The sequence below is a fragment of the Pseudomonas sp. GW822-FHT04C11 genome, from assembly GCF_058800905.1.
The window spans coordinates 133,295-154,862 of the sequence record NZ_JBXAMS010000017.1 but is presented as its reverse complement, the minus strand read 5'-3'; the positions used below and the strand labels follow the sequence as shown (position 1 = coordinate 154,862).

The 21,568-nt window shown below is 59.4% G+C and carries 15 protein-coding genes; 5 read left to right on the top strand and 10 right to left on the bottom strand.

All coding sequences use genetic code 11. The features are described 5' to 3' along the window. Positions 1–32 precede the first annotated feature (32 nt). Positions 33–716 (bottom strand): lipoprotein-releasing ABC transporter ATP-binding protein LolD, encoded by a 684-nt coding sequence (gene lolD / locus AC1RJ3_RS24145; protein WP_173859959.1) that lies wholly within the window; start codon positions 714–716, stop codon positions 33–35. Positions 717–723: 7 nt separating this feature from the next. Further along, positions 724–1,974 carry a lipoprotein-releasing ABC transporter permease subunit gene (locus AC1RJ3_RS24140; protein WP_054593170.1) on the bottom strand — a complete coding sequence of 417 codons (1,251 nt, stop codon included), beginning with the start codon at positions 1,972–1,974 and terminating at the stop codon, positions 724–726. A 94-nt stretch (positions 1,975–2,068) separates the two neighbouring features. Here AC1RJ3_RS24140 and AC1RJ3_RS24135 point away from each other — a divergent pair, with 94 nt between their 5' ends. Both AC1RJ3_RS24135 and AC1RJ3_RS24130 read left to right on the top strand, forming a co-directional pair. Beyond that, entirely contained in the window at positions 2,069–2,653 is a 585-nt protein-coding gene (locus AC1RJ3_RS24135; protein WP_054593171.1) for a PilZ domain-containing protein, read from the top strand. Positions 2,654–2,666: 13 nt separating this feature from the next. Continuing rightward, on the top strand, positions 2,667–3,389 hold the full coding sequence (locus AC1RJ3_RS24130; RefSeq protein WP_054593172.1) for a glycerophosphodiester phosphodiesterase: 723 nt from the start codon (positions 2,667–2,669) through the stop codon (positions 3,387–3,389). A 42-nt stretch (positions 3,390–3,431) separates the two neighbouring features. Here the strand turns inward: AC1RJ3_RS24130 and sthA are convergent, their stop codons facing one another. Beyond that, a complete protein-coding gene (gene sthA, locus AC1RJ3_RS24125; RefSeq protein ID WP_054593173.1) occupies positions 3,432–4,826 on the bottom strand; it encodes a Si-specific NAD(P)(+) transhydrogenase in 1,395 nt (464 codons plus the stop codon). 210 nt (positions 4,827–5,036) lie between these two features. Then, positions 5,037–6,023, bottom strand: a complete 987-nt coding sequence (locus tag AC1RJ3_RS24120; protein WP_493080905.1) for an FAD:protein FMN transferase — start codon at positions 6,021–6,023, stop codon at positions 5,037–5,039. 278 nt (positions 6,024–6,301) lie between these two features. On the opposite strand from AC1RJ3_RS24120, the gene AC1RJ3_RS24115 reads away from it, so the two are divergent. Next, positions 6,302–7,603, top strand: coding sequence for an MFS transporter (locus AC1RJ3_RS24115; protein ID WP_054593174.1), 1,302 nt, complete (start codon positions 6,302–6,304; stop codon positions 7,601–7,603). A gap of 119 nt (positions 7,604–7,722) precedes the next feature. On the opposite strand, the gene AC1RJ3_RS24110 is transcribed toward AC1RJ3_RS24115, so the two are convergent. From AC1RJ3_RS24110 to AC1RJ3_RS24085, 6 genes are all read right to left on the bottom strand, one after another. Beyond that, positions 7,723–9,162, bottom strand: a complete 1,440-nt coding sequence (locus tag AC1RJ3_RS24110; RefSeq protein ID WP_347929458.1) for an efflux transporter outer membrane subunit — start codon at positions 9,160–9,162, stop codon at positions 7,723–7,725. Positions 9,163–9,171: 9 nt separating this feature from the next. Next, entirely contained in the window at positions 9,172–11,322 is a 2,151-nt protein-coding gene (locus AC1RJ3_RS24105) for a glycosyltransferase family 2 protein (RefSeq protein ID WP_493080887.1), read from the bottom strand. Between the two features lies 1 nt (position 11,323). Then, positions 11,324–12,589, bottom strand: a complete 1,266-nt coding sequence (locus tag AC1RJ3_RS24100) for a hypothetical protein (RefSeq protein WP_493080885.1) — start codon at positions 12,587–12,589, stop codon at positions 11,324–11,326. Further along, positions 12,589–13,797, bottom strand: coding sequence for an HlyD family secretion protein (locus tag AC1RJ3_RS24095; RefSeq protein WP_347929455.1), 1,209 nt, complete (start codon positions 13,795–13,797; stop codon positions 12,589–12,591). The genes AC1RJ3_RS24100 and AC1RJ3_RS24095 overlap by 1 nt, the downstream gene beginning before the upstream one ends. A 782-nt stretch (positions 13,798–14,579) precedes the next feature. Further along, a complete protein-coding gene (ampC, locus tag AC1RJ3_RS24090) occupies positions 14,580–15,740 on the bottom strand; it encodes a class C beta-lactamase (protein WP_347929454.1) in 1,161 nt (386 codons plus the stop codon). Positions 15,741–15,909: 169 nt separating this feature from the next. After that, on the bottom strand, positions 15,910–17,373 hold the full coding sequence (locus tag AC1RJ3_RS24085) for a glyceraldehyde-3-phosphate dehydrogenase (protein ID WP_054593180.1): 1,464 nt from the start codon (positions 17,371–17,373) through the stop codon (positions 15,910–15,912). A gap of 168 nt (positions 17,374–17,541) precedes the next feature. On the opposite strand from AC1RJ3_RS24085, the gene mfd reads away from it, so the two are divergent. Next, positions 17,542–20,991, top strand: coding sequence for a transcription-repair coupling factor (gene mfd, locus AC1RJ3_RS24080; protein ID WP_493080882.1), 3,450 nt, complete (start codon positions 17,542–17,544; stop codon positions 20,989–20,991). A 10-nt stretch (positions 20,992–21,001) separates the two neighbouring features. Continuing rightward, the gene (locus tag AC1RJ3_RS24075; protein ID WP_054593182.1) at positions 21,002–21,568 is read left to right on the top strand and encodes a CsiV family protein; all 567 of its coding nucleotides are present in this window, start codon (positions 21,002–21,004) and stop codon (positions 21,566–21,568) included.

Here is a 21,568-nt window from a genome sequence, read left to right as displayed (position 1 = left end):
CACGCTTTTCAGTCGTGCCGGGTTTCGGCCAATCAGATGGGAGTGAGGCGACCTTCCTGCAGGTGCAGGACGCGATCCATCTGGCGAGCCAGGTTCATGTCGTGAGTCACCACCAGGAACGCGGTGCGCATCGACGTGCTGAGTTCCAGCATCAAGTCCTGAATGCCCTGGGCGGTATGGGAGTCGAGGTTACCGGTTGGCTCATCGAGCATCACCAGCCCTGGCTTGTTCACCAACGCGCGGGCGATGGCCACGCGCTGACGCTCGCCACCAGACAGTTCGGCCGGTTTGTGCTCCAGACGATGGCCCAGCCCTACCCGCTCCAGCAAGGCCGTGGCGCGCTGACGGGCTTCCGGGATCGCGGTGCGGCCGATCAACAGCGGCATGCAGACGTTTTCCAGCGCGGTGAACTCGGGCAGCAAGTGGTGAAACTGGTAAACGAAGCCCAGCGAGCGGTTACGCAACAGGCCGCGGGCCTTTTCGTTGAGCGCCGACAGCTCTTCACCAGCCAGCCAGACACTGCCTTTGGTCGGCGTATCAAGGCCGCCAAGCAGGTTGAGCAAGGTACTTTTACCGGAACCGGAGGTGCCGACAATCGCCACGCGCTCACCCGGATGCAGCTCCAGCTGCAAACCGGACAACACCACCACCGATTCCGGGCCTTCCTCGTAGGCTTTACCCAGGTCGCGGCAACTCAAGACTGCTTTCGTACTCATACCCAAATCACTCATAACGTAGCGCCTCCGCAGGCTGGGTGCGCGCAGCACGCCAGGCTGGATAAAGGGTGGCGAGGAAACTCAGGACCAACGCCGCGCCGCAGACCATCAACACGTCTTCAGCCATCAGTTGCGACGGCAGGTAGTCGATGAAGTACACGTCGGCGTTAAGGAATTTGTGCCCGATCAGGCCTTCGAGGGCGGAAATCGCGGCGCTGACATTCAGTGCGGCGAACATGCCGACCACGGCGCCGATTGCCGTGCCGACCACACCGATCACCGTGCCCTGAACCATGAAGATCGCCATGATCTGGCCCGGCGTAGAACCAAGGGTCCGCAGGATCGCGATATCGCCCTTCTTGTCGTTCACCACCATCACCAGCGTCGAAATGATGTTGAACGCGGCCACCGCAACGATCAGCAGCAACAGCAGGCCGATCATGGCTTTTTCCATGCGGATCGCCTGATACAGGTTGCCGTGGGTGCGGGTCCAGTCACGGGCGTAGTAATGGTCTCCATCCAGGTTTTGCGCAATGTTCCAAGCGGTGCGAGGTGCCTGGAACAAATCGTCGAACTTCAGTCGCAAGCCCTGGACCTGATCCGGCTTCCAGCGATGCAGGCGTGCCAGGTCATCCAGATTGGTCAGCCCCAGGTAGCCGTCCAGCTCACCGGCGCCGACATGGAAAATGCCGACCACGGTGAAGCGCTTCATCCGCGGGAACATCCCGGCCGGGGTCACGGTGACTTCCGGGGCGACGAAGGTCAGCTTGTCGCCAAGACCCACGCCGAGCTTGGTCGCGGCCTTGTCACCGATCACGATGCCGAAGCTGCCCGGCGACAGGTCGTCGAGTTTGCCCTGCGTCATGAAGTTGTCGATGATCGAGACTTTGCGCTCCTGATCCGGGTCGACGGCATTGAGCAGGACTTTCTGCACCTGGCCGTTGTTGGTCAGCAAACCCTGCATCTGGGTGAACGGCGCAACCGCCACCACCTGCGGGTTCTGCTGGACCTTGGCGGCCAGGCTTTGCCAGTCGCTGATGGGCTCACCGGACTCGATGGTCGCGTGGGGCACCATGCCCAGCACGCGGGTGCGCATCTCATGATCGAAGCCGTTCATCACCGACAGCACCACGATCATCACGACCACGCCGAGGGCGAGTCCGATCATCGAAGTCAGGGAAATGAACGACACAAAATGATTGCGACGTTTTGCACGGGTATAACGCGTGCCGATAAATACGAAGAGAGGTCTGAACATGTCGGGGCTTGTTCGGAGGGAAAAGGAACGTCCTTGTGGCGGGGGTCGATAACCAGCTTTACACTCAGACCACCGCCGCTACCATGGGTTCGCCATGTCGACATTAGATGAAGAAGATCGCCGCGAATACTACCGTATCGAGGACACGATCGCACTGGAAATTCGGCCCCTGTCTGCCCTCGAAGCGGCAGGTCAGGAAGTGTTGCAGGATGCTTCCCCGCTGTTCAACCTGCTCAGCGAACTGCACCTGAGCGAATTCGAGTCGCAGCACTTGCTGCGCCAGATCAGTGAGCGGGATCGAAACACCGCCAACTATCTGAAGGTCATGAACAAGCGCATCGACCTGCTGAGCCAGGTCGTGGCACACACCGTGCTCGGCAAGTTCGGTGAGCCGCAGCACGTGGTGCTGTCGGAAGGCGGCATCGAGTTCGAGCACCACCTCGCCTACCCGACCGGCAGCCATCTGGCGATCAAGCTGTTGTTGATGCCGCAAGCACTGGGCCTGCTGTTGCGGGCCAAGGTTACTCACTGTGAACCGGAAAGCTTCGGCACCTTCGAGATTGGCACCGAATTCGAAGCCCTGACCGATGCGCAACGACAGCTGCTGGCCCGCTATATCTTGCAGAAACAGGCGCATGAGCGACGCCTGGCACGCGAGCAAAACGAATCAGGCAATTAATTAAGGAAGACCCGTGACCCTAATCTACGGCCACCGCGGCGCCAAAGGCGAAGCACCGGAAAACACCCTGAGCAGTTTCCAGGAATGCCTCAAGCACGGCGTACGCCGTTGCGAACTGGACCTGCACCTGTCCATGGACGGCGAGTTGATGGTCATCCACGACCCGACGCTCAAGCGCACCACCGAGCGTCGCGGCAAGGTGGTCGAGCATACGGCGGCAGAACTGGTGACCTACGATGCGCGCAAGGGTGGTCCGGGCTGGATCAAGCCATGCCCGATTCCACGGCTGGAAGAGCTGTTCGAAAAGTGCGATTTCGAGCACTGGCAGTTAGAGGTCAAGAGCGCGTCGCGTATGCGCGCGGCGACGACGGTGTTGGCGATCCGCGAAATGGCGCAACGCTTTGGCTTGCTGGACAAGGTCACCATCACCTCGAGTTCGCGCGAAGTGCTGAAGGCCGCAGTCGATCTGGTGCCGGATGTGTCGCGTGGACTGGTCGCCGAATACGCCTGGCTCGATCCGCTGAAGGTCGCGCAAAGTTATGGCTGTGAGATTCTGGCGCTGAACTGGACCCTGTGTACGCCGGAACGCCTGCAGAAGGCGCAGCGACAAGGTCTGCATGTGTCGGTATGGACAGTCAACGAACCTGCGCTGATGCGCAGGCTCGCTGATTTCGGCGTTGACAGCCTGATTACAGACTTTCCCGGTTTGGCCAGCGCCACGCTCGAGAATTGCTGAAATCGGTCTCCCCGGCCGGCTCAGGCCACCGGCCGGAGCCGCTCAAAAAAGCCGGTTGAGGCCGTCGTAGGCCGCTACCCGATAGGCTTCGGCCATGGTCGGGTAGTTGAACGTGGTGTTGACGAAGTACTTCAACGTGTTCTGTTCACCCGGCTGGTTCATGATCGCCTGACCGATGTGGACGATCTCCGATGCCTGGTAACCGAAGCAATGCACGCCGAGCACTTCCAGTGTCTCGCGGTGGAACAGGATCTTCAGCATGCCTTGCGGCTCGCCGGCAATCTGCGCACGCGCCATGCCCTTGAAGAACGCCTTGCCGACTTCGTACGGCACTTTGGCCTGGGTCAGCTCTTGCTCGTTCTTGCCGATCGAGCTGATCTCCGGAATGGTGTAGATCCCGGTCGGTACGTCGTTGACGAAACGCCAGCTGTTGTTATCAACGATGCTGCCAGCGGCCGAACGACCCTGGTCATGGGCGGCACTGGCCAGGCTCGGCCAGCCAATCACGTCGCCTGCGCCGTAGATGTTCTGGATGCAGGTGCGATAGTTCTGGTCAACTTCGATCTGGCCACGGCTGTTGACCTTCACGCCGATGTTTTCCAGACCCAACGCATCGGTATTACCGGTACGGCCGTTGCACCAGAGCAAGGCGTCGGCCTTGATCTTCTTGCCGGACTTGAGGTGCAGGATCACCCCGTTGTCCACGCCTTCAACGCGATCGTAATCTTCGTTATGACGCACGGTGATGTTGTTGTTGCTGAAGTGGTAGCTCAGCGCCTGGGAGATTTCCGAGTCGAGGAAACTCAGCAGCTGACCGCGGTTATCCACCAACTCGACCAGCACGCCCAGACCACTGAAGATCGAGGCGTATTCGCAACCAATCACGCCGGCGCCGTAAACGATGAGTTTACGCGGGGTGTGGCCGAGGCTGAGGATAGTGTCGCTATCGTAGATACGCGGGTGGTGAAAATCGATATCGGCCGGGCGATACGGACGCGAGCCGGTAGCGATGATGATGTGCTTGGCCACCAGTTTTTCGACCACGCCGTTGGCGCAGACCACTTCGATGGTTTGCTCGTCAGCGAAGCTGCCGGTGCCGAAGAACAGGTCGACCCGATTGCGCGCGTAGTAACCGGTGCGCGAGGCGACTTGTTTGGCAATGACTTTTTCGGCGCTTTTCAGTACGTCCGGAAACGAGAACCAGCGCGGCTCACCAATGGCCCGGAACATCGGGTTGGTGTTGAACTGCATGATCTGCCGGACCGAGTGACGCAAGGCCTTGGACGGGATAGTGCCAAGGTGGGTGCAGTTGCCGCCGACCTGGCGACGACTATCGACCATCGCCACTTTGCGCCCTGCTTTGGCGGCGTTCATTGCCGCGCCTTCTCCCGCCGGGCCGGAACCCAACACCACCACGTCGTAGTTGTAGACAGCCATGCGTACTCCTCAGAACAGGCCGCGGCGCCCCGTTGGCACCTGCGGCTAAATCATGCCGGTCTTGCGGCATGAAGGAACAATTTGGGGTCAGTCGAGAACCCGGACACAGTCTATAGAAGCGTCAACGCCGCGCACATTAACCCTTGGTCGCGTCGTAGGCTAGTTTTGCCTGCACTACAACGCCAACCGTGAGTGTCCATCACACCGTATTTACTTGGCTTTTTCGGCACTCAGGCGGTCAAAAGCCTGACTGGTTCGCGTGACAAAGCCTGTATCGGTTCGAATCACAAAAAATGCACCGATATCATGTTTTTCGGCGTAGTCCCAGCCGCGCTCGGGGCCAAGAATCAGCAACAGCGTCGATAAGCCATCGGCCATCAGCGTCGAAGGATTAATCACCGTGACGGACGCCAGGGTATGAGTGATCGGCGCGCCGGTTCGGGCATCGAACGTGTGGGAATAGCGCCGGCCATCCTGCATGAAGTAATTGCGGTAGTCGCCTGAGGTCGAAACACCGTTGCCGTCCAGCGCGATCACCCGCTCGACAACCTGCTGGTCATCGCGCGGTTCCTCCAGTGCAATCTTCCAGGGCGACCCGTCGAGTTTCTTGCCAACGGCCTTGAGTTCGCCAGTGGCATCGGCGATGAAGCTGTCGATACCCAGTTCCTGCAACTTCGCAGCGATCCTGTCGACGGCGTACCCGGCGCCAATGCTGCCGAAGTCCACCTCGACCGGCGCATCCTTGCATAGCTGATCGCCTTCAATCCGCAGATGCGTATAACCGACGCGTTGTCGGGCCAAAGCCAAGGCTTCGGCGCTTGGGACTTTTTCATCGCGCGATTGTGGGCCGAACCCCCAAAGGTTCAGCAGCGGCTCCACCGTCAGGTCGTAGGAACCGTCGCTCGTCTCTGACAGTTGCTCGCCCACCTTGACCAACTGCAAGACCGGCGCCGGCATTGGCTGACAGCTATTGGCCGGTAAACCATTGAATCGCTCGACGTCGGAATCACTGCGGTAGGTCGACAGCTGCCGGTCGATCTCGGCCAGAATCGACTCGACCTGTTTCTGCACCTCGACCGGCCCGGGAGTCCCCGGATGGCGGATGTATTTGACCGAATACGTGCTGCCCATGGTCGGGCCGCCAAAGCTTTCCAGGGTGTCGCTGTTACCGCAGCCTGACAAGGCGCCAACAAGCACCAAGAAAACACCCGATCGCCAGTTCAACAACGCGCACTCCTCCCCAAAGAGTTCCCCCCGACAGAACGCCAAGGCCCGCCATTATGCGATAGAACTGTGGGAGAGGGCTGGCTCATGGCTATAACGTTTAAGCAGCACGCTAACTATTGGTTGCCTACCGTTCCTCTTACACATATCGTTACAAAACTGTTCGAGGCACCGGCACAGACCAGACCCGTCAGTAAGGATGTTTCAAGACCAGGGATTTCTAATAAGACAGCCAAAGTGAGTAAGATCAAATGGCCTCGACTACGGGCAAGGGCAAAGCGATATTTCGCGTTGTCAGCGGCAACTTCCTAGAGATGTTCGACTTCATGGTCTACGGCTTCTATGCCACGGCCATCGCCAAAACCTTCTTCCCTGCCGACAGTGCTTTCGCTTCCCTGATGTTGTCACTGGCCACCTTCGGTGCCGGCTTCCTCATGCGCCCACTCGGTGCAATTTTTCTCGGCGCCTACATCGACCGTCACGGCCGTCGCAAAGGTTTGATCATCACCCTCGCGCTGATGGCTGCCGGCACCGTGCTGATTGCCTGTGTGCCGGGTTATGCGACCCTTGGTGTCGCTGCACCGCTGATCGTGCTGTTCGGCCGTTTGCTGCAAGGCTTCTCGGCCGGCGTGGAACTGGGCGGTGTGTCGGTTTACCTGGCAGAAATCTCGACACCTGGCCGTAAGGGCTTTTTCGTCAGTTGGCAGTCCGCCAGCCAACAAGCAGCGGTGGTGTTTGCCGGTTTGCTGGGTGTGGGCCTCAACCACTGGCTGAGCCCCGAGCAAATGGGTGATTGGGGATGGCGCGTGCCGTTCCTGGTCGGCTGCATGATCGTTCCGGCGATTTTCATCATTCGTCGTTCGCTGGAAGAAACCCCTGAATTCCAGGCGCGTAAACATCGCCCAAGTCTGAGAGACATCGTCCGCTCGATCAGTCAGAACTTCGGCATCGTGCTGGCCGGCATGGCGCTGGTGGTGATGACCACCGTGTCGTTCTACCTGATCACCGCCTACACCCCGACGTTCGGTAAAGCCGAGCTGCACCTGTCGGACTTCGACGCGTTGCTGGTCACCGTGTGCATCGGCCTGTCGAACTTCTTCTGGCTGCCGGTGATGGGTGCGCTGTCCGACAAGATCGGCCGTAAACCGCTGCTGCTGGCGGCGACCATTCTGGCGATCCTGACGGCTTACCCGGCGCTGTCCTGGCTGGTCGCCAACCCGAGCTTCAGCCATCTGCTGATCGTCGAGTTGTGGTTGTCGTTCCTCTATGGCTCGTACAACGGCGCCATGGTGGTGGCCCTGACCGAAATCATGCCGATTGAAGTCCGCACCACCGGTTTCTCCCTGGCTTACAGCCTGGCGACTGCAACCTTTGGCGGCTTCACCCCGGCGGCCTGTACTTACCTGATCCACGTGCTGGACAACAAGGCAGCACCGGGTATCTGGTTGAGCGGCGCAGCGGTACTTGGCTTGATCGCAACGCTGGTGCTGTTCCGTGGCAACCGGCATGAACTGCGCACCGCGCAGGCTGCTGTGGTCGGCGGCACCCGCTAAATCGCATCGCTGGCAAGCCATGCTCCTACAGGATTTCGGTCAGATTCTGAATCTGTGACCGACACAAAACCTGTAGGAGCAAGGCTTGCCCGCGAAGAGTCGCGCCAGAACACCACAGATTATCGGTTCGCCATTTTCACCGACTGACTCCAGCCCCCGCCCAGCGCCTTATACAAGTCCACCTGATTGATCTCCCGCGCCAGCTCCATTTGCGTCAACTTCTGCTGCGCGTCGAATAACGAACGCTGCGCGTCCATCGTCGAAAAGTAGCTGTCCATCCCCGCCTCGAAACGCAATCGAGATTGTCGGTAGGCTGCTTGATAATCCGCCACCAGACGCTTCTGATAGTCGACCTGGGTAAGCATCTCCTGGCGGGCGTTGAGGGCATTGGCGGCTTCGCGGAAAGCGTTCTGCACCGTGGCTTCATACGCCGCCGTCTGCCCATTGAACCGCGCATGGCTGGCGTCTACCTGCGCCTTTCGCGCACCGCCGTCGATCAGGGTCAACGACCCCGCCAGAGCCACCGACCAGAACTCGGCCGGCGCACTCAACAATCGCGAAAAGTCACCGGTCAGGCCGCCTACTGCCGAGGTCAGCGAAAAGGTCGGGAAATAAGCGCTGCGGGCTGCGCCGATGTCCGCATTGGTAGCTCGCAACAAGGCTTCGGCGGCCATGATGTCGGGCCGCCGCGCAACCAGTGACGACGGCAACCCGGCGGGCACATCGGCGGTTGCCAACTGCTCACCCAGCACGCCAGTGGGCAACAACCCAACCGGCACCGGCTGCCCGACCAACACCTGCAGCGCATTCATGTTCTGCGCCACCTGCATGCGGTACGTGTTGATCTGAACCGCCGCCGTGTTGGTTTGCGCATCCGCCTGGTGAACATCGATTTGAGCACTGGAGCCCAGGTTGTAGCTCTTGCGCAACAACTCACCGTAGTGGTCCTGGGACTTGTAGGTGTTTTGTGCGAGGTCGAGCAGATTCTGATTGGCCTTGAGGCTAAGCCAGGTGCTGGCCACTTCACCGATCAACGCCAGGCGAGCCGTCTGATAGTCCGCCTCGGTCGCCTCGAAGCGTGCGCCTGCGGCGTTTCGCTGACTGCGGATGCGCCCGAACAGGTCCAACTCGTAAGACGTGAAGCCACCGCTGGCCTGAAAGGTGTTGGACGTGCTGCCTGAACTGACGCCGCCTCCCTGCGTCCTGACCTGTGACGGAAACTTGCTGCGGCCGGCGTAGGTGTTGAGTCCGATGGAGGGAAACAGCCCGGACTCGGCACCGGCGTACCCTGCCCTCGCCTCCTCGACGCCCGCCTCGAACTGACGCAGGCTGCGATTGTTCTTCAAGGCCAGGTCGATCAGCTGGCGCAGTCGGTCATCGAGCACGAAGCCGTGCCAATCCTTGTCGAACGCCTGCTTGGCGCTGCAACAGTCACTGGCCGAACTGGCTGGCCATTGCTGATCGATCGGCGCCTCCGGTTTCTCGTATTTGGGTTCCAGAGAACAACCGCCGAGCAATAACAGCGACATGAAACATGAGGTGGATAAGCGTCTGTTCATGAGGCGCACCTACAAACGTTGGCCGAGCAAGGCTCGTAACGGAGTGAGAAGGAAAGCCCAAAGACCTGAGCGGGTGGTGCTGATTTGCGGCAGTGCTTGCTGACGCGAACGGAGGCTGATCGGGCGTAATCCAGGCAGTGAGCTGTAGGACGGCGCCTTGGCCGGCCGCCGCGAACGCGGTGCCGTGCGCTTCTCGCCGAGCAACGAACGCCGCAACAAGGTGCCGAAAGCCAAGCCTGGCTCAGCCTTGCCGACCACGTTGACCGGCGCCTCGCTGAACAGCCGCGCGATCAGCCGGCGTCGAAGCGTTTCGTCAAGGTCGATGAACTTCAAGCCCAAACGGTCCTCGCCGTGATGACGCATGACCTCGATATCCAGCCAGCCGAGCTTATTGATCCACACCTGCCCCCGCAGCCCGGGCTTGATCAATGACGCAACGGCACAGGAGATGGAGGCGCCGCTCAGCGATATATCCACCAGTTGGCCCGCCAGGGTTTTGCCGGCGAAGCGCAACCCACTGGGTTTATCGAAAGGAAAGCGTTCTTCGCCGTGCAGGCGCGGCCGGTCAACACACGCCACCAGGGTGGCCAGGTTGTAGATCAGCGCGACCACCGTCCAGCACAGGTTGAACAGCATATTGCCGTCGAACGCAGCCGCGTTGCTGATGGTGATGTAAGCGCCTATTTGCGAGAACAGTGTCAGCGCAAAAAAGAACCCGAACAACTTCCAGTGGACCGTTGTGCGTGAACGATCCAGGCCCTTTGCCGTGACCTTGAAGGGTCGCCCGAACGGCCGGACCATGGCGCTGAGGATCGTCGCCGTCACCGCCAGTGAGGCGACGATTTGGGTGACCTCGGTAAAAATCGGCAAGGTACGCCGGTCAGTGACCCACGTCCCGTAGCCCCAGAATGCAATCAACGCCGGCATGCCGAAGGCCATGAAATCCGCCGGATGGGCGTAGAACCCGGCAATACCGAAATACCAATACAACACCGGCGACACCAGCATCATCAGAATGAATGGCTTGGAGAACCAGTGCATCAAGCCATGCACGAAGTGCAGCCGTTCATTGAGTGAGTAGCCACGACCGCGCAAGGGGCCCTCTTTGAGCAGCGCGACCTGGATCGTCCCCAGGCACCAGCGCCCACGCTGATTGATGTACTCGGTCAACCCCTCGGCGGACAAACCGATCGACAGTCGTTCATTCAACCAGCGGGTGACGTAGCCTTTTTGCTGCAGACGGCAGCTGGTGTAGATGTCTTCGCAGACCGAACCCGTCGGAAAGCCACCCATTTCAGTGATCAGATCACGCCGTACAACAAACGAAGTGCCCACGCAAAACGCGGTATCCCAACCATCCTTGGCCGGCTGGTAGACGTCGAAGAACACTCGCTGCTCATCGACCCAGCAGCTGGATGAACCGAGGTTGTGCTGAATCGGATCGGGGTTGTAGTAGAACTGCGGCGTCTGCACCAGGCCGACCTTGGGATCGTCGAACAATCCCAGGGTGCGCATCAGGATCGGCTGCTGCGGGGCGAAGTCGGCGTCGAGCACCAGTATGTACGGCGCATTGCTGCTGGCCGCCGACAGACGCAGGCCGTTGTTCAGGTTACCGGCCTTGGCGTGGGAATTGTCGGGACGTCGGGCGTATTGCACACCGACCTCGGCGCAATAGTCGCGCAACCAGTCGCGGCGGGTATCGTCGAGCACCCAGATGGTCACGTTGGGGTAGTCGATCGCCTGGGCGGCGATGATGGTTTTTTCCAGGATCTCCAGGCCTTCGTTGTAGGTGGCGATAAACACATCCACCGCCGGCACCGAGCGGCCCTGGGCACGCAAGCGTTGCTCCCCGGCATCGGCACTGGCGTGGTGATCCGAGCGACAGAGCAGGACGATGATCGAAAACAGCGTGTAGCCGATCGCCAACATTTCGAAAAACAGGAACGCGTAAGCCCAGACCGAGGCAAATCCTGCATGTCCATCGGGCAAGGTGTCGCGAATCCGCCAGGCCACGTAATTGATCAACAACAGCGCGGTCATGGCTCCGAAAGCGGCGCGCGCCGCCCATTGATCACGGCGCGTCAGGCAGGTAAACAGAATCACCGCGACCACGGTCCAGAAATTGATTTGCACAAGTTGCAGCGTGTCCAGTGCCTGCATGTCAGTCAGCCTCTTGAAAACCGGTAAAGGGGTTGATGCCGGTAGCAGCGATCGCGGCCCATGCTGTAGCGCCCAAGTGAGGCAGGTGGTAATAGAAAAAGTCGTTGGTTGTTGAGTCCGGGCCGATCGCCAACCCGGTACTGATACGCGGTGCGGGCGTTGCAAACAGCCAGCCATTGCCGGCCTGTTGGGCCAGCAACACATTCCACAACGGCTGCGCCTTTTCCTTCATACCGCTCAAGCTCGCCACGGCGGCGGTTTGCGCGGTGCCTTCGGTCCATAAACCGTCCGGGTCGCGGTTGAAGCCATACCCGGCACCCGAGCGGTGCGCCTGATCGATAAACGTGAAGACGCGCCGCCAGTCCGCAGGAGGATCACTCAAGGCGATCAAGGGCCAGATCTGTGCGTCCAGTCCTGAACGCTGGCGGTCCGAGGTTCGACCATCCTTCCCGGTGCCAATCAGAAAGCGCCCTTCCCCGGCGTCCCACTGACTCGACACGAATTGCCGGGCAATCTGCGCCTGGTGCGCCGAGCCCGGGTCGGGCGCAGCCGTGTTGAGTGCCGACCAGGCTGCCGCCAGGTCGACGTTATGTTCGGTGGACTTCCAGGTCTGCTGGATCTGCTTGGGGAAATACCCGTAGTAACCGCCGCTGAAACCCGCGGGGGCCTGTCCGTCATAAGTGTTTTTCCCGGACCACTGCAACACTTTGCGAGCGGCCTCCAGGTAAGAGGAATCACCGCTCTGGCGCAACGCCTCCAACAACGCCAACGCGGCCCAGGCCTGATTGCCGGTGGCACTGCTGACCTGATAGGCGTCCTGATTCCAGGCATTGCGCTCTACGCTCCAATAACCCGGCAGACGCATCGACGACGAACCCACCGGGCCTGCCGCGTAGGCGTTGCGCAAGCGTCCATCCTGATATTCCGGGTCGTGGGTCGTGGCGAAGGCCAGCGCATCGGCAATCCGTCGCGCCGACTCGGCTTTACCACAGGCAAACAAGGCGATGCTGGCCAAGGCGTTGTCGTAGGTGAACGCAACCCCACGCAACGCCTGGATTGGCGCCGGCTGACCGTCCAGCGGCGGGTAACTGGCCAGCAACACCGGCCCCGCCGCTTGCGATTGCACCGCGTGATCCAGCGCTGCACACGTCATCGCCGCCAGTTGCGGCCTGGCTTGCGCTGCCAGCGCAGATCCGCCGCTGCTCATCAGCATCACCCCGATCAGGCCCGGCAGCCACGGCCATTGCACAACGTTGCGCGGACTCATCAGTGAGATACCTCGGCGCTGGCCCACAGCCCTGGATTGCAGGTCATGGCGCGCTGGCTGTCGGTGAGGTCATCGGCAAAAGTACCGACGACGTACACCGAGTTCTGCTCGGCATACGGGAAAGGAACGCTGTAGCTGTTAGGGCGAATATCCTTAGTGCTGGATAACAACTGCACGACATTGGCCTTGAGCGGTTCGTCCAGGCCATGGATTCTTACCGTCAGGACACTGTCGTGATCAATCTTGCTGGCCACGCGTTCCGGAAACACCGCGACGACATAGCTTTCTTTGCAGTTGGTAGCACGCAGCAAAGTCGACCCGGCTTGTACCACTGTCCCTTGAGGCGCCAACAGCTCTTGAACCGTGCCGGACGAATACGCCGTGACCTCATAGCCAGCCGTCAACTTGACCCGGTTCTGTTCGGTTTCGATCAGGTGGTTGAGATTGTCGAGTTCGCGTTGATAGGTTTCGCGGTTGCGGGCCTGATTTTCCAGGCTCAGTTTCAGGGTGGTCATCTGCGCGCTGAGGTCGAACATGCGCAACTGATCAGGGTCAAGGTAGACCTGCTTATTGGCGGCATTGACATCACCGTCATTGATTCGCAGCTGTGAACGGACGGACTCTGCCGCCCCCTCCAACGAGGCCAACTTGGCTTTCGAGGCGGCGACGACCGCGCCACTGACCGCCCCTTGAGTGAACAACTCGAGGTTGCGATCGAGGGTTTCCTGTGCGTCCGTCAAGCGGGCGCTGGCGGCAGTGCTCTCGGCCTTCAGCGCACGTTGTGCATAGAGCTGACGAGTATGAAACGCCGATTGATAGCGCTGGCTGGTTTTCTCCAACTCGTCGTAATACTGCTGGTCGTGCTCGGCCTGGCTGGCCGATGATGATAGCTCCTGCTCCAGGGTCAAACGCCGGGTTTGCAGGGTCAACAACGTCTCCTGGTTAGCCCGCGGGTTTTCAACCACCGCAATCTTCTGGCCCTGGGTAAAGGTCGAGCCGGGTTTGACCTCAAGCGAATTCACCACCCCCTCGATGGGTGTCGTCAGCAGAATGACCGGTGCATTCAAAATTGCCCGTGTCGCCGATGTCGACAGCAGCGGCATCAGCAACGTCGAGAGCAACAGCCAGATGATAAATACCAGGACACCCAAGCCCACCAGACGCGGCAACAGGGACCATGAAAAAAACCTTGAGCGTTCTTCTGCCATGTTTAATTCTCTCAATAAGCCATGAACACACACGGCTATATGTCAGCACTGCGCAGCCGTCATGCTCGATTAGAACGCAACCGCGAAACACATTAAGCAGGATCAACGAAAGCGGATCATCAACTCCCCGGACAGCAATAAAGCCCGCACGGTTTATTTAGATTCAGTGTGATGTGAGCAGGAATAAGTTCCCTGTCTTTTTGGAGTATTAGTTGCCATCATGACGCACATTAAAACGCCATTACTTTTAAAGCAGCACTGCCAAAGTTGTGAAAGTTACCGTGAATATTTTCCCGATAGTACAGGCAATTTGCTGTCACCCAACCCCGGCCGGTGCCGGAGCTGTCAGGGGGAGACACTAAGTTCCGCTCCCGTCGCTGTCAAGCATCGAACCATTCAATAAAATGGCGTCAATTATTCAACGCAACCTGTATTGGATCCATGTAAAGCAAGTAGCAACACCTTCCAACTGCAACTGCTTATTTTATTTGAGGATTTTTTTATTATTGAATTTTTATAGCGATAACCTGTCGATCTTTACAGCGTTCTGATTTGGCACACATCAAGAATAAAACGATATAACTACACTGCACTGACCGGACATAGCAAATGATGCATAAACACTTCCAATTTAATAGATGATGTCTAATGGCTCCTTATAATGAACCGCTGCACATGAAAACGCCCCGACAAGTCGGGGCGTTTTCATGTGCAGTCAGGGCTTAGCGCGGCAACGCTGGAGAGTTCACATCGGCCGCCACTCAATCCTCCGTCAGCGAAGATTAATCCAGTTCACTCAGGATCCGATGCGCCAGGCGCACCCGGGGTTCGTTGGGGTAGCTCTTGTTGGCCAACACCACAATGCCAAACTTCTTCTCTGGGACGAAGGCCACATAAGCAGAGAACCCGCCGGTCGCCCCCGTCTTGTTGACCCAGACCGCCTCCTGTGGAGCCAGTGGCGGATTCAGTGCCGTGACGACATGACTGTCGTAAATCATCTTGTCGGCATTGCCTTCAACCAGCGCACTCAGTTGCACCGGGTAATCGTACTGTTCCCAGATCAGGTCTTGAGTCATTGGACCTAGCTGGAAATAGCCCGTGTGCGTCTCCATCAGTGCGCGACCGAGTTTTGCTTCGACCTTCGCAACGCCCAGATTGGCCTCGACAAAGCGAATCAGGTCCGTGGAGCTGGTTTTTACCGAGTAGGCCTCGTCACCCAGCACACCGGAATTCAACCTGACCGGGACATCCTGCTTGTTGTAACCCTGAGCATAGAGCGACAGCTTGCTCGCCGGGATGTTGATGAAGCTGTTAGGCATTCCGAGCGCCGGGAAGAGTCGCTGTTCCAGCGCCACCGCGAACGGCATCTTCATGCTGATTGCGGTGATCATGCCCAGCGCCCCGATGCTGGGGTTGGCATAGGTTCTTTGAGCACCCGGCGCATACGTCGGTTGCCACGCCTTGAAGTAGTCCATCAGCTGTTGGTTGTTCTGTACCTGATCAGGCACCTGCAAGGGGAAGCCGCCTGCAGTATGGGTCGCCAGATTGATCAGCGTCGTTTTATCGAACGGGCTACCCGCGAGCTCAGGCAGGTACTTGCCGGGGTGGTCAGTGAGAGAAAGCTGACCGTTGGCCTCAGCGTAGGTCGCCAGGGTGACCGTGAAGGTTTTACTGATGGAGCCGATTTCAAACAGCGTATCGCTCGTGACCTTCTGTTGTGTTTCCTTTGAGGCCACGCCGAAGTTGTAGAACTGCTGCTTGCCATTAGCAGTCACCGCAATGGCCAGGCCGGGAATGTTGTACTGCTGCATGACCGCTTGGGCGGCATCTTGCACGATGCTGTCGATATCCGACCGCTGGGCATTCGCCATGGCGAGGTTGCCGAAAGAGACGGTGCTGGCCAGCAATAGCAATGCTGCGCAAGGCTTTGCGATAAAACGCATACAAGTGGTCCTCAGGTCTTTTTGATCGCGGGCAAACCTATCACTTTGATGCGACGGCTCCGGAAGCGATTTATCACAAAATATTTCGCCGACTCCGTAGGCCAGCCAGGCAAGCCACACAAACAAAAACGCCCCGACAAGTCGGGGCGTTTTCAGGTGCGGCTAAGGCTTAGCGCGGGAATGCTGGCGGGTTTACACCGGCCATGTCTTCCATCACGCGAACCACCTGGCAGCTGTAACCGAATTCGTTGTCGTACCAAACGTACAGAACAACGCGGTTGTCTTGGCTGATGGTTGCTTCAGCGTCCACAACACCTGCGTGGCGCGAGCCAACGAAGTCGGTCGAAACCACTTCCTGCGAGTTGACGAAGTCGATTTGCTTATGCAGATCGGAGTGCAGCGCCATGTAGCGCAGGTACTCGTTCATCTCTTCACGGGTGGCGGCTTTCTCAAGGTTCAGGTTGAGGATTGCCATCGACACGTTCGGCGTTGGAACACGGATCGCGTTACCGGTCAGCTTGCCGGCCAGCTCAGGCAGGGCCTTGGCAGCAGCAGTGGCAGCACCGGTCTCGGTGATTACCATGTTCAGCGCGGCGCTACGACCACGGCGATCGCCTTTGTGGAAGTTGTCGATCAGGTTCTGGTCGTTGGTGTACGAGTGAACCGTTTCAACGTGACCGTTGATGATGCCGAACTTGTCGTTCACAGCCTTGAGCACCGGCACGATGGCGTTGGTGGTGCAGGAGGCGGCGGAAACGATCTTGTCGTCAGCGGTGATTTCACCGTGGTTGATGCCGTGAACGATGTTCTTCAGCTTGCCTTTGCCAGGCGCGGTCAGAACAACGCGGTCGATGCCCGGGCAAGCCAGGTGCTGGCCCAGGCCCTCGGCGTCACGCCATACACCGGTGTTGTCCACCAACAGAGCGTCTTTGATGCCGTACTGGGTGTAGTCCACTTCAGTCGGGTTCTTCGCGTAGATAACCTGGATCAGGTTGCCGTTGGCGGTGATGGTGTTGTTGGCTTCGTCGATGGTGATGGTGCCGTTGAACGGACCATGAACCGAATCGCGACGCAGCAGGCTGGCGCGTTTGATCAGGTCGTTTTCAGCGCCTTTGCGCACAACGATGGCACGCAGACGCAGGCCGTCGCCACCGCCGGTTTTTTCAATCAGGATGCGCGCCAGCAGACGGCCGATACGACCGAAGCCGTACAGTACAACGTCAGTGCCTTTGCGTGCGGAAGCGTTCTGCTGGCCTACAACGTCGGCCAGTTCTTCACGGACGAACTGCTCGGCCGTGCGACCTTTGCCTTCGGCCTTGAACTTGACTGCCAGCTTGCCCAGGTCTACCGAAGCGGCGCCGAGCTTGAGCTCGCTCATCGCTTTGAGCAGCGGGAATGTTTCGTGAACGGACAGTTCGGCGTCATCGGACTGACGATGGCGAGCAAAGCGGTGAGCTTTGAGAATCGCGATGACAGACTGGTTGATCAGGCTGCGGCCATAGATCGAGCTCACCACGTTGTTATTGCGGTAAAGCTGACCGATAAGCGGAATCATCGCTTCTGCGAGTGCTTCACGGTCGATCCATTCACCAAGACACTGGTCGGGCTTCTGAGTCACGGGAACCTTCCACATGTAGGGGCTGAAAAAAGGGGCTACATTATGCCGCCGAGTCGTCTGCGGAGCAATGCACGCCTATCGCAACATGCTTTTCCTTTCGTCGGCGGTAGTCTGCAACTGACAGCCGGCACCTTCGCCCGCTACAATTACCGACTTTGTCGCAACGCTGGAGCTCAACCTTCCGTGCCCGTCCTGCGTCTACCGCTTCTCCCTGCCGCGGCAGGTAAACAGCACTGGGGCAACCTGCCCGGTGCCGCCCTGAGCCTGGCCATTGCCGAGGCCGCCAGCGCTGCCAAGCGCTTTACCCTGCTACTGACCGCCGACAGCCAAAGTGCCGAACGGCTGGAACAGGAGCTGAGTTTCTTCGCCCCCGAATTGCCGGTGCTGCATTTCCCGGACTGGGAAACCCTGCCTTACGACCTGTTCTCGCCGCACCAGGACATTATATCCCAGCGCATCGCCAGCCTGTATCGGCTGCCCGAGCTGAGCCATGGCGTTTTGGTAGTGCCGATCACCACCGCCCTACATCGCCTGGCTCCCACCAAGTTCCTGCTCGGCAGCAGCCTGGTGCTGGACATCGGCCAGAAGCTCGACGTCGAGCAAATGCGCACGCGGCTGGAGGCCAGCGGTTACCGCTGCGTCGATACAGTTTATGAGCACGGCGAATTCGCGGTACGTGGCGCGCTGATCGACCTGTTCCCGATGGGCAGCAAACTGCCCTACCGCATCGACCTGTTCGATGACGAAATCGAGACCCTGCGTACCTTCGACCCGGAAAACCAGCGCTCCATCGACAAGGTCGAATCGGTCCGACTGCTGCCCGCCAAAGAATTTCCGCTGCAAAAAGAAGCCGTGACCCGCTTCAAGGCACGCTTTCGCGAGCGCTTCGATGTCGATTTCCGCCGCTGCCCGATCTTCCAGGACCTGAGCAGCGGGATTACACCGGCCGGTATCGAGTACTACCTGCCGCTGTTCTTCGATGAAACCTCGACGCTGTTCGACTACCTGCCGCAGGACACCCAGGTGTTCTCCCTGCCGGGCATCGAACAGGCGGCGGAGAATTTCTGGAACGACGTGCGCAACCGCTACGAAGAGCGCCGCGTCGATCCATCCCGGCCATTGTTGCCGCCGGCCGAGCTGTTCCTGCCGGTGGAAGACTGCTTCGCACGTCTCAAGAACTGGCCGCGCGTGGTTGCCAGCCAGCAAGACGTCGAAACCGGTGTCGGCCGCGAACGTTTTCCCGCTACACCGTTGCCGAACCTGGCCATCGAAGCCAAGGCCAACCAGCCGCTGCAAGCGCTGTCGAATTTCCTTGATGGGTTTTCCGGGCGCGTGCTGTTTACCGCCGAGTCGGCCGGTCGCCGCGAAGTACTGCTGGAACTGCTGGAACGCCTGAAGCTGCGGCCGAAAACCGTCGACAGCTGGCCGGATTTCGTCGCTAGCAAAGAGCGCCTGGCGATCACCATCGCACCGCTGGACGAAGGCCTGGTGCTGGACAATCCAGCCCTGGCATTGATTGCTGAAAGTCCGTTGTTCGGTCAGCGAGTGATGCAGCGCCGTCGTCGCGAGAAACGCGCCGATGCCAATAACGATGCAGTGATCAAAAACCTCACCGAGTTGCGCGAAGGCGCGCCGGTGGTGCATATCGATCATGGCGTTGGCCGTTATCTGGGCCTCGCGACCCTGGAAATCGAAAACCAGGCCGCCGAGTTCCTGACCCTCGAATACGCCGAGGGCGCCAAGCTTTATGTGCCGGTGGCCAACCTGCATTTGATCGCTCGCTACACCGGCAGCGACGACGCACTGGCGCCGCTGCATCGCCTCGGCTCCGAGACCTGGCAAAAAGCCAAACGCAAAGCCGCTGAACAGGTGCGTGACGTCGCCGCTGAACTGCTCGACATCTATGCTCGCCGCGCGGCTCGCGAAGGTTATGCCTTTGCCGATCCGAAAGCCGATTACGCAACCTTCAGCGCCGGCTTCCCGTTCGAAGAAACCCCGGACCAGCAAACCACCATCGACGCGGTACGCGAAGACATGCTCGCGCCGAGACCAATGGACCGACTGGTCTGCGGCGACGTCGGTTTCGGCAAGACCGAAGTGGCGATGCGTGCGGCATTCATTGCCGTGCACGGCGGCCGTCAGGTCGCGATTCTGGTGCCGACCACCCTGCTCGCCCAGCAACACTACAACAGCTTCCGCGACCGCTTCGCCGACTGGCCAGTGACCGTGGAAGTGATGAGCCGCTTCAAGTCGACCAAGGAAGTGAATGCCGCCGTTGCCGACCTCGCCGAAGGCAAGATCGACATCGTCATCGGCACGCACAAGCTGCTGCAAGACGACGTAAAGATCAAAAACCTCGGGCTGGTGATCATCGACGAAGAACACCGCTTTGGTGTGCGTCAGAAGGAACAGCTCAAGGCCCTGCGCAGCGAAGTCGACATCCTGACCCTGACCGCCACGCCGATTCCGCGCACGCTGAACATGGCGGTGTCGGGCATGCGTGATCTGTCGATCATCGCCACGCCACCAGCGCGACGTTTGTCGGTGCGCACCTTTGTCATGGAACAGAACAAGAGCACGGTCAAAGAGGCCCTGCTCCGTGAGTTGCTGCGTGGCGGCCAGGTCTATTACCTGCACAACGATGTGAAAACCATCGAGAAATGTGCCGCCGATCTCGCCGAGCTGGTGCCGGAAGCACGGATCGGCATCGGTCATGGGCAGATGCGCGAGCGCGAACTCGAACAGGTGATGAGCGACTTCTATCACAAGCGCTTCAATGTGCTGATCGCCTCGACCATCATCGAGACCGGCATTGACGTGCCGAGCGCCAACACCATCATCATCGAGCGTGCCGACAAGTTCGGCCTGGCGCAGCTGCATCAATTGCGTGGCCGCGTCGGTCGCAGTCACCACCAGGCTTACGCCTACCTGCTGACACCGCCGCGTCAACAGATCACGCCAGACGCGGAAAAACGCCTGGAAGCGATCGCCAACACCCAGGACCTTGGTGCAGGCTTCGTGCTGGCCACCAACGACCTGGAAATCCGTGGCGCCGGCGAACTGCTGGGCGACGGTCAGAGCGGGCAGATCCAGGCCGTCGGTTTCACCCTGTACATGGAAATGCTCGAACGCGCGGTTAAATCCATCCGCAAGGGCGAGCAGCCAAACCTTGATCAACCGCTGGGTGGCGGTCCGGAAATCAACCTACGCTTGCCAGCGTTGATCCCGGAAGACTACCTGCCGGACGTCCACGCACGACTGATCCTCTACAAACGCATCGCGTCGGCAACCGACGAGGATGGCCTCAAGGACCTGCAAGTGGAGATGATCGACCGCTTCGGCCTGCTGCCGGAACCGACCAAGAACCTGGTGCGCATGACCTTGCTGAAACTGCAGGCCGAGCAACTGGGGATCAAGAAAGTCGACGGCGGCCCGCAAGGCGGTCGTATCGAGTTCGGCGCACAAACGCCGGTCGATCCGCTGGTGCTGATCAAGCTGATCCAGGGTCAACCCAAACGCTACAAATTCGAAGGCGCCACGATGTTCAAATTCATGGTGCCGATGGAGCGCCCGGAAGAGCGCTTTAATACAGTGGAGGCGCTGTTTGAGCACCTCACTCCAAAATCTGCTTGAAGGACGCCGCATGCGCCTGTTTCGCTCATTGACCCTGTTGTTGACCCTCGTTGCCCCGACGGCGTTTGCCGACAGCTTGTATCAGGTTGAAATGATCCTGTTCCGCCAGAACGCCGTGCCGGCCATTACCAGCCGCACCGCACCGGAAGACTGGGCTGCCGGTGCACGGCCGATCAGTGCCGACAGCCTGCGTACCCCAAGCCTGAATGCCGAGGCTGAAAAACTGCGCGCCAGCGGCGATTACACGGTGTTGCTACACAAGGCCTGGCAACAGAGTCTTGGCGAGGACGCGAGAAAAATCTCGATCAGCGACGGCAAGGAGCAATTCGGCCAGTTTCCGATCGAAGGCTCGCTGAACCTGAAGCTCGGGCGCTTCACCGATGTCGACGCGAACTTCTGGGTCAACCAGTTCGATGCCTATGGCCGGGTTACCGCCAGCGAACGCCTGAAGCAGCAAAGCCACACCAAAAACGGTCAGCTCAACTACCTCGACAACGGCCACCTGGCGCTGCTGATCAAAATCACTTCGCTCACTGCACCTGCGCGTCCGCCAGTCCCTGACGTTCTCCCGGACTGA